This window comes from Mycobacterium sp. E1715 (genome assembly GCF_001667625.1).
Lineage (GTDB): Bacteria > Actinomycetota > Actinomycetes > Mycobacteriales > Mycobacteriaceae > Mycobacterium.
Genome location: NZ_LZJJ01000422.1, coordinates 1 through 9,000, shown reverse-complemented (window position 1 = coordinate 9,000; position 9,000 = coordinate 1). Strand labels below are relative to the sequence as shown.

9 protein-coding genes are annotated in these 9,000 nt (G+C 68.4%); 5 read left to right on the top strand and 4 right to left on the bottom strand.

Translation table 11 applies throughout. The features are described from left to right. Window positions 1–151 precede the first annotated feature (151 nt). Complete coding sequence (locus A9X03_RS20510; protein ID WP_082974548.1) at window positions 152–1,066, bottom strand: acyl-CoA dehydrogenase family protein; 915 nt, start codon at window positions 1,064–1,066, stop codon at window positions 152–154. Window positions 1,067–1,144: 78 nt separating this feature from the next. On the opposite strand from A9X03_RS20510, the gene A9X03_RS20505 reads away from it, so the two are divergent. Continuing rightward, window positions 1,145–2,011 (top strand): LLM class flavin-dependent oxidoreductase, encoded by an 867-nt coding sequence (locus A9X03_RS20505; protein WP_068262699.1) that lies wholly within the window; start codon window positions 1,145–1,147, stop codon window positions 2,009–2,011. Here the strand turns inward: A9X03_RS20505 and A9X03_RS20500 are convergent. Both A9X03_RS20500 and A9X03_RS20495 read right to left on the bottom strand, forming a co-directional pair. Beyond that, window positions 1,974–2,693: an SDR family oxidoreductase gene (locus A9X03_RS20500; protein ID WP_068262696.1), complete on the bottom strand. Its 720-nt coding sequence runs from the start codon at window positions 2,691–2,693 to the stop codon at window positions 1,974–1,976. The two genes, A9X03_RS20505 and A9X03_RS20500, sit on opposite strands and share 38 nt — an antisense overlap. A 10-nt stretch (window positions 2,694–2,703) precedes the next feature. After that, complete coding sequence (locus tag A9X03_RS20495; RefSeq protein ID WP_067760517.1) at window positions 2,704–3,525, bottom strand: FadR/GntR family transcriptional regulator; 822 nt, start codon at window positions 3,523–3,525, stop codon at window positions 2,704–2,706. A gap of 99 nt (window positions 3,526–3,624) precedes the next feature. Here A9X03_RS20495 and A9X03_RS20490 point away from each other — a divergent pair, with 99 nt between their 5' ends. Then, window positions 3,625–6,009 carry a CoA transferase gene (locus A9X03_RS20490; RefSeq protein ID WP_068262693.1) on the top strand — a complete coding sequence of 795 codons (2,385 nt, stop codon included), beginning with the start codon at window positions 3,625–3,627 and terminating at the stop codon, window positions 6,007–6,009. Window positions 6,010–6,027: 18 nt separating this feature from the next. After that, window positions 6,028–6,219, top strand: coding sequence for a ferredoxin (locus tag A9X03_RS20485; protein ID WP_046185638.1), 192 nt, complete (start codon window positions 6,028–6,030; stop codon window positions 6,217–6,219). A gap of 8 nt (window positions 6,220–6,227) precedes the next feature. On the opposite strand, the gene A9X03_RS20480 is transcribed toward A9X03_RS20485, so the two are convergent. Continuing rightward, the gene (locus A9X03_RS20480) at window positions 6,228–7,514 is read right to left on the bottom strand and encodes a cytochrome P450 (RefSeq protein WP_369831398.1); all 1,287 of its coding nucleotides are present in this window, start codon (window positions 7,512–7,514) and stop codon (window positions 6,228–6,230) included. Window positions 7,515–7,616: 102 nt separating this feature from the next. On the opposite strand from A9X03_RS20480, the gene A9X03_RS20475 reads away from it, so the two are divergent. Further along, on the top strand, window positions 7,617–8,744 hold the full coding sequence (locus A9X03_RS20475; RefSeq protein ID WP_156670260.1) for an aromatic ring-hydroxylating dioxygenase subunit alpha: 1,128 nt from the start codon (window positions 7,617–7,619) through the stop codon (window positions 8,742–8,744). 11 nt (window positions 8,745–8,755) lie between these two features. Beyond that, the coding region (locus A9X03_RS20470; protein WP_156746618.1) for an AMP-binding protein at window positions 8,756–9,000 on the top strand (245 nt) is incomplete at its 3' end.

Here is a 9,000-nt window from a genome sequence, read left to right as displayed (position 1 = left end):
GGCTGGGCGACCCGACCACGGCGCCCGCGGAAGCGTGGACCACCGCGGCGCTCGCCAAGGCGGCGGCCGGCGATGCGGCGGCCACCTGCGCGAGAACCGCGGTGCAGGTGCACGGGGCGCTCGGGCAGACCTGGGAGCACGACGCCCACCTCTACGTCCGGCACGCATCGCCGGCCGCCGCCTTGGCGAGCGCCGCGGTGGTCCACGCTTCCGCGGGCGCCGTGGTCGGGTCGCCCAGCCGGGCCGCCGCGGCGTAGGTGAGACTGCGGGCGCGCTCCAGCCCGACGTAGTTGTCGGCCAAAGCGTGCTTGATCCCCTGGAACGCGCCGATCGGCGTGCCGAACTGGCGGCGCGTCTTCGCGTGCTCGACGGCCCGGTTCAAGGCGGCGCTCGCCGTGCCGACCAGGTCGGCGGCCGCGGCCACCAACGGCGCCGTCAACGCTCGCTCGGTGTCGACCGGTGCGATGGCCAGCGGCTCGGCGTCGACCTCGACGTCTGCCAGCGGCTGCGCGGGGTCGGTCGACTCGCCGGGGATGACGGTCACCCCGTCGCCGCAGCGCGCGACCGCCACCACGGCGCCATCGGGGGCGGTGTCGGCCCGCGCCAGCGTGACGAGCAGCTCGGCGCGCGACAGGTTGGGGACCGCGACCGCCCGTCCGCGCAGGCGCCCGGCGCGCAGCGTCATCGGCGCCCCGGGCAGCCGAGATCCCTTGGCGTGCACGGCCAGGGTGGCGACCACGCCGCCGGCGATGTCGTCGAGAACCGCGTCGAGGCCCGCGTCGCGTAACGCGCCGGCGGCCAGCCCGACACTGCTCAACAGCGGGATCGGCGCGATGGCCGCACCGCATTCCTCGAGCACCAGCGCGAGCTCAACCGGTCCGTAGTCGCCGGTCCCCGGGGCGGCCAATTCCGTCCAACCGAGGTCGACGACCGTCTTCCACAGCGTCCGCCACCGCTCCGGATCCGTCATCGCCTGCCGGGCGGAGTCGGGCGGGCACTCGGCACGCAGGATGTCGCGCACGGTCTCGCGCAGCGACAGCTGCTCCGCGTTCAGTCCAACATCCATAAGACCCCTAACATAATAAAAATAGTAAACTAGCGGCCCGGTCCGCAATCGCACGGGAATAGACGCATAGGTGGGCGCATGGTCGAGTGGTATTTGTTCCTGCCGCAGGTTCGGCTGTCGGCGGCCGACATCGTGGAGCGGGCCCGCCACGCGGAGGGCAGCGGCTTCGACGGCCTGGCGTTCATCGACCATCTGGAGGCGCCGGGGTTGCCCGACGAAAGCATCTGGGAGGCAATGGGGATTGCCGGCTGGGTGGCGGCCAAGACGGAGCGACTGCGGATCGGCCACCTGGTGCTGTGCGACGCGTTTCGCCATCCCGCCGTGCTGGCCAAACAAGCCGTCACTTTGTCGGACGCATCCGAGGGCCGGTTCGATCTGGGCCTGGGTGCGGGATCCTGGCCCACGGAGTTCACCAGATTCGCTGTGGGTCAGCAGGATCCGAAGGCCAGGGTCGCACAGCTTGGGCGCCATCTGGAGCTGATCCGGGAATACTGGGGCGACGGGGCGGGGGATACCGTGCAGTCCCCGCGCAGGACCCATCCGATACCGCTGGTCTTGGGTGGAACGGGACCGCGGATGATGGAACTCGTTCGCAGGCATGCGGATTGGTGGAATGTGCCGGCAAACCACCTCGACCGGCTGCCCAAGCTGGCCCCGGAAGCGGGGTCCGCCCGGGTATCGATCCAGCAGATGGTGGGATTTGTCCGGGCCGCCAGCGATCCGAAGGCCGTGCGCGAGGTGAGCTTCCGCCGATTCGGCAACCTGGGCTCGGGCCTGGTGTGCGGCGACGCCGACGAGTTGATCGGTCACTTCGACGGTCTGTCCGCTCAGGGGGTCGAGCGGTTCTACGTGTGGTTCACCGACTTCGCGAAGCCTGATTCCCTGCACGAATTCGGCGAATCGGTGATCAAGGCGTTCCCTGGCGGCGCCGCCGCGCCTCGGTAGGAACGACCGGCGGCCGGGCGAACGGCCCGCGCTGCACCGCGCTGAGCCGGACCTCCGGCAGGTCAAGGGACGGGTCGACGGTGTCCAGCCACGCGACGGCGTCCGCGACATCGGACACCCGAATCGCGTACATCTCGAAGGGGACGTCCTGCAGCATCTCGGTTTCCACCGGTCCCGGTGTCACGATGTGCACGGCGATGCCGTCGCGGTCGACCTCCAGGGCCAGGGCGCGGGCGAACGCGTTCATGCCGGCCTTGGACGCCGAGTAGGCGGTGCGGGCCATCATCGGTTCGTGCGCCGCGGACGACGAGATGAACACGAACCGCGAACCCGCACGCATCTTTGGCAGCGCGGCGGAGGTGACGACGAAGCACGAGTCGAGGTTGGCCGAGATGATGGTCCGCCACTGCTCGAACGTCTGCTTGCGCGCGTACGTTCCGCCCAGCGTGCCCGCGGCGTGGACGACCAGGTCGATGCTTTCCAAAGCGCTTGTGGCCGCGACGAATCCGTCCGGATCCGAGGCGTCGGCCACCAGGTGACGCGCGCCGATCTCCTGGGCGGCGGCACGCAACGGAGCCTCGCGACGCGCGGCCAGCACCACGTCGTAACCCAGCTCGACCAACTTGCGACCGCACGCCTTGCCGATCCCGCCGCTGCCGCCGGTGACCAATGCGGTTCTCAAGGGGCGCCTCTTACGGTTGCCGGAAATCCCGCGTCCGCGACAAAGCCTGCGGCGACAGCGCGTGGATACGTTGGTCGTGCCGATCCGAGAGCACGTAGGTCTGCGTGTCGGCGAGATGGCGACCCGCGATGCGGCGCGCCCTGTCGACGTCGCCCTCCGCGATGGTCTCGGTCAGCTTGACATGCGTGCCGAGGACGGCGCGGCGTTGAGCCAGCGAGGGGTAGGTGCCCCGGGCCGCGCTCTCGTCCGCCCACTGTTGTTCGTGGCTGGTCCACAGCGTCTCCAAGCTGCCGACCACCGCGATGATGGTGTGGTTTCCGCAACCGCGCACCACGAGATCGTGGAATTCCCGGCCGATTTCGGTGAACAGCGCGCCGTCCTCGATGTTTTCGGCCATGGCGTCGTTCACCCTGTTGAGCTCTGGAACCAGCGTGTCCGCGCGGTCCGGCCGCCGGGCGGCCAGCGCGGCGCACGCGGGCTCGAGTTCCTGCAACGCCATACCGAGGTCGGCGACCGCGACCGACTCGCTCTGCAGCAAAAGCCCGAGCATGTACGCGGCGCTGGTCTTCGCCGGCGCGTGCACGACCGCGCCGCCGCGATTACCCCGCCGGACCGAAACCAGGCCCTCGGTCTCGAGGATGCGCAGCGCTTCGCGCAGCGAAACCAAACTCACGTTGAACTGCTCGACGAGGACCTCTTGGCGCGGCAGGAGGTCGCCGTCCGCCAGGTCGCCGTTGATGATCTGGCGGCGCAATTCGTCGGCTACGATCTCAGCGATCCGCGGCGCCGACAATCGGCGACGGGCGTCGCGCCCAATTCCCAAGTCGGTCATCCGATCCTCGAAACCAATCAACTCGCTGGCTTAGCTATTTTAGCAGTAATGGTATAAATAGCTTCTTCGATCGCGTGTCGATCGGGAGGGCGGGTGTAAGTGAGCGAGCGGTCCGACAGCCGGCCCACACCGCTGCACGACCTGCGTGTCGTCGAGATCAGTGACCGGATCGCCGGCAGCTACTGCGGGAAGCTGCTGGCCGATGCCGGGGCGCAGGTGCGCAAAATCGAACCGCCGCAGGGTGATTGGCTCCGCCACTACTCCGCGACGCGGTCACCGGTGCCGGACGGGCAGAGCTCGCCGTTTTTCGCGTATCTCAGCGCAGGCAAGCGCAGCATCACGTGCCCGCCCGGCTCCGCGCGGTTTTCCGCGGAACTCGCCGCGGCGGACGTGGTGGTGCTCACGGCCGGGCGCGAGCGGGCCGCGTCGCTGGGCGTCGACCCGCAGCTGCTGCTGGCCGCGGCTCCGGGCGCGATCATCGTCACGATCTCCGACTTCGGCTGGACCGGACCGTACGCCGGGCGAGCCGCCAGCGAATTCACCCTGCAGGCGTGGGCGGGCTCGCCCGGCTTCCGGGGTGATCCCGCCGGGCCGCCGATCTCCATCGGCGGCGACCTAGGGGAGTACATGGGCGGCGTGTATGCCGCGTTCGGCGTGCTGGCCGTGCGCCGCCGCGTCGAACGCGGCGGACCCGGCGAGCACCTCGACCTGTCCATGCTCGAGGCCCTGACCGCGATGCAGAGCAGCGAATGGCTGCACTCTCAGCTGCTCCGCGTGCCGCCGGTTCGCCGCACGCTGGAAGTCCCGTCGATCGAGCCCGCCAAGGACGGCTACGTCGGGATCACCATGGTCACCGGCCAGCAATGGCTCGACTTCGTCGCGATGGTCGAGTGCCCGCAGCTGGAGGAGATCGAACAGCTCCGCTTCCAGATCGGCCGGTGGGCCTACCGCGACCTGATCCGCGAACAGATCGGCCCCTGGCTGGCTGAACGGACCGTCGAGGAGATCGTCGAGCTCGGCCAACTGTTCCGGTTGCCCATCGCGGCGCTCGGCAACGGCTCCACGATCCGAGAGATGGAGTACGTGACGCAGCGCGGCGCCTTCGTGGCCAACCCCGCCGGCTTTCACCAGCCGCGAGCGCCGTGGCTGATGTCGGAGTGCGCGCCCGCCCCACCGCGCGTCGCCCCCGTCCTGGGCGAGGCTGACGATGAAAACGCTCCGCTCCCAAGAGAAATGGCCATGGCGTCGCCGGCGACGGATCTTCCCCTGTCCGGTGTGCGCATCGTCGACCTGACCGCGTTCTGGGCCGGTCCCGCGGCGACCCACCTGCTGGCCGCGTTCGGCGCCGACGTCGTCAAGGTCGAATCGATACAGCGGCCCGACGGCATCCGCTACTCGGGCGGCATGCGCACCGACGTCGACGATTGGTGGGAATACGGTTGGGTGTTCCACGCCATGAACACCAACAAGCGATCGGTGACATTGGATTTGGGATCCGAAGACGGACGGAGTCTGTTCACCGAGCTGGCCGCCGGCGCAGACGTGGTGATCGAGAACTTCTCACCCCGGGTGATGGAACAATTCGGCCTGACCGCCGATGTGCTGCTGGACGTCAACCCCAAGCTCGTAGTCGCCCGCATGCCCGCCTTCGGGCTGGACGGCCCGTGGCGGGACCGGGTCGGATTCGCCCCCACCATGGAGCAGATCGCCGGCCTGGCGTGGGTGACCGGACTGCCCGACACCCCGCCTGTCACGCCGCGCGGGGCATGCGACCCGCTGGCCGGCGTGCACGCCGCCTTCGCCGTGCTGGCCGCGCTGAACTTCGCCGACCGCACCGGATCGGGCCAGCTCGTCGAGCTGCCGATGCTGGAAACGGTGCTGAACGCCACCGCGATACAGGCGATCGAGTCGGAGGTCTTCGGGACGACGCTGACCCGGCGGGGTAACCGCGGTTTCGGCGATGCGATCCAGAACATCTACCGCTGCGCCGGGGAGGACGACTGGATCGCGGTCACCGTGCGCGACGACCGGCAGTGGCATGCGCTGGTCGAGTTGATGGATCGACCGGCGTGGTGTGACGAGCAGCTGTCCACCGTCGCGGGGCGGTGTCAGCGGGCCGACGACCTCGATCGCCGGCTGGCGGAGTGGTTCGGCCGGCAACCGCGTGACCCGACGGTGGAGCGCTTGGCCGCCGCGGGCATACCCGCCGCTCCGGTGGTGTCGCCGTCGCTGGTCACCGACAATCTCCAACTGCGCCACCGGGGCTTCCTGGAGACGCTGCACCACCCCAGCACCGGCGCGGGCTTGTACCCCTGCCCACCGTTCGCGCGGCTGTCCGGCCAGGACAGCTGGCTGTCGCGACCACCGCCGCGGTTGGGCGAGCACAATGAGGACGTGCTGCGTGATCGGTGCGGGCTGACCGACGAAGAACTGATGCGCCTCGCGAGCAGCGGGGTGATCGGGACCCGACCCAAGGGCCTCTAGAGAAGTGGAGGGCATCTGATGCGCGTGACGGTTGACGAAAACCTTTGTGAGGCCAACGGTTTCTGCGAATCGCTGGCGCCGGAAGTCTTCGAGCTGGGCGACGAGGACGTGGTGCAGATCGCGGACGGACCCGTGCCGCCGCGGCTCGAGATCGACGTCCGGGCCGCGGTGGACCAGTGCCCCAAGGCCGCGCTGCGGCTGATCGACTGACCTGGCGGCTAGCGCCGCTCGGTCAGCGAGATCGACATCTCGTCGTAGATCGACATGTTGGTCATCAGGTTCGGATAAGCCACCGTGGCCGGCCCGATCTCGATCTCGTCGCAGCGCAGCAACAGCTCGTCGAAGACCGCGCGAAGTTCCGCCCGCGCGAGCATCGCGCCGAGGCAATGGTGCGGTCCCCCGCCACCGAAGGCCACGTGCGGGTTGGGTTGACGGCCGATGTCGAAGGTGAATGGCGAGGAGAAGACCTCCTCGTCACGGTTCGCCGACCGCAGCATCGACACCACCCGCTCGCCCTTGGCGATGTGCTGGCCGTCCATCTCCACGTCGACCTTCGCGGTGCGCGTCCAATAGGCCACCGGTGACGCCCAGCGCAACACCTCCTCGATCGCGGTCGGGCGCAGGCCCTCGTCCGTCCGATAGCGTTCGATCTGCTCGGGGTTGGCGAGAAAGGCCTGCAGCCCGATCGCGAGTGCGTTCTTGGTGGTGTCGCTGCCGGCGAAAGCCAGGACGAAGAAGAAGAATTCGAGTTCGTTGGGGGGCAACCTGAATTCCACACCGTCGTCGCCGGTGATCACCGCCGACGCCAGGGTGCTCCAGATGTCATCGGTCGGGTTACGCCGCTTCTCGGCGGTCAGCTCCATGGCGTAGTCGAAGACCGAGGCGAAGAGCTCGAGTTCCACCTGCCCGGTCGGACGGGCTTCGGGCGCAAGCGCCTTCAGGATGCGGTCGAAGAGGTCGAATACGCGCGGTCGGTCCGGATCGGGGATGCCGATGATGTCGCCGATCACGGTCATCGGCAATGCGTCGGCGACGTCGGAGATCCAGTCGCCGCCGCCCGCGGCGAGCAGGTCGTCGATCATCCGCGCCGCGCGCGCCCGGATGCCGTCCTCCAGCTTTGCGATCGCTCGCGGATTGAACGCATTTGAGATGAGTTTGCGGCGTTTGTTCAGGTCCGGGGGGTCCAGCGTGATGATCGTTGGCGACGACGAGAACATCGCGACCGGCTGAATCAGCGGCCCGTCGGCCGCGGTGAACGACTCGGTGTCGCGGTGCAGGCGAACGGCGTGCCGGTGTCTGGTCGCCACCCAGAAATCGCGGTGCACCGTCTTGGCCACGCCGGGGGTCAGTTCGTGCCTGAACAGTGGCGTGTTGCGCCGCAGGTCAGCGAACAGGTCGTCGGGAAACCCGTTGCGCCACAGGGCGAAGTCGGAAAGGTCCACCGCCGCAGCCGTCATCTTCAAACCCCGCTCTGTCGGACGCGTTGGCGCCGCGTTGACGTTCAATGCTTAAAATAGTAAAAATAGACCTTGTCGTCGAACCGCGGTGAGTGAAGGGCGGCCCAGTTGCGCTCGGCTCGCCTGGGCAGGGCGGGATATGGAGAGCTCGTGACGCATACAATTTCGGACCCGGCTTCGGATCCGGCAGGAGATCCCTCGGAACGCGAGTTCGGACAGGCCGGCATCGCGCTGTCGACCTATCGGTTCCCGACCGGTTGGTTCATCGTGGCATTCGGCTCCGACCTGGCCGCCGGGGCGGTCAAGCGGGCGCACTACTTCGGTGAGGAACTCGTCATCTTCCGCACCGAGTCCGGCCAGGTGCACGTGATGGACGCTTATTGCCAACACCTCGGCGCCAACCTGGGCGTCGGCGGCACGGTGGAAGGCGACAACATCGTCTGCCCCTGGCATGGCTGGCGCTGGCGGGGTGACGGCACGAATGCGCTGATTCCCTACAGCAAGATCGGTTGCAAGAACAACGTCCGCATCCGCACCTACCCGACCGTGGAGTGGTACGGCTTCATCCTCGCCTGGCACGAGCGGCACGGGCGGGCACCGTACTGGCAGCCGCCGGTGCTGCCCGAACTGGAAACCAACGAGTATTACCCGCTGCACCCGCACACGCAGATGCTCAACCGGGTGAAGGTGCACCCGCAGATGATCATCGAGAACGCCGCCGACCCGTACCACGTGCAATACGTGCACAAGGCCGCCAATCCCGCCACCACCGCGTCGTTCGAGGTCTCCGGGTATCACCTGCACGCGACCGTCAACGCCCATTTCGGCGGCGGGCGCGCGTCGACCTGGCTGACCCCCAACGGGCCGGTCGACGCCAAGATCATCTACGACAACTACTCCCTGGGGCTGGGGGTGGTCCGCTTCCCGAGCGAGCTGGTGGCCACCGTGCAGGTCACGGGGCAAACGCCGGTCGACGAGGACTACACCGACTACTTCTACACACAGGCGTCGGTCCGCGAGCCCGGCGATACGGGCGACGTGCCGACCGGTCGCGCGGCCAAATTCCTGGCGCTGCAGCAAGAAGTCATCAAACAGGACTTCTTCACGTGGGAGAACATGAAGTACCTGGAGAAGCCGAACCTGGCTCCCGAAGAGGCGCACGACTATGCGGCCCTTCGCCGGTGGGCGCACCGCTTCTACCCCGGCACCGAGGCCTCGCCGTCCGACTTCGGTTACACCGCGGCCGGTGAGCCCGATCCGGCGGCCGCGAAAGCCTAATCGGCGAGCCGATGCACCCCGACCGGAGCGCGCCGTTAGGGCCCTCCGATTTCGGCGTCGACGATTTCACCGTGCCGGCGGTGCTCGACCGGCGCGCCGAGCAATATCCCGACCGGGTGATGATGTCGATCGCCGGCGTCGAGGTGACCTTCGAGCAGATGCGGCAGCGGTCCTGCGCCGCGGCGAACATGCTCGCGGACTTCGGCGTTGGCCCGCGTGACTGCGTGGCGCTGTTCACCGCAACGTGCCCGGAGTG

Excerpts from the sequence above, each read along its gene's own strand:
- A9X03_RS20485 (WP_046185638.1), top strand. The coding sequence starts at position 6,028 with ATGCGCGTGACGGTTGACGAAAACCTTTGTGAGGCCAACGGTTTCTGC.
- A9X03_RS20510 (WP_082974548.1), bottom strand. The coding sequence starts at position 1,066 with ATGGATGTTGGACTGAACGCGGAGCAGCTGTCGCTGCGCGAGACCGTG.
- A9X03_RS20495 (WP_067760517.1), bottom strand. The coding sequence starts at position 3,525 with ATGACCGACTTGGGAATTGGGCGCGACGCCCGTCGCCGATTGTCGGCG.
- A9X03_RS20505 (WP_068262699.1), top strand. The coding sequence starts at position 1,145 with ATGGTCGAGTGGTATTTGTTCCTGCCGCAGGTTCGGCTGTCGGCGGCC.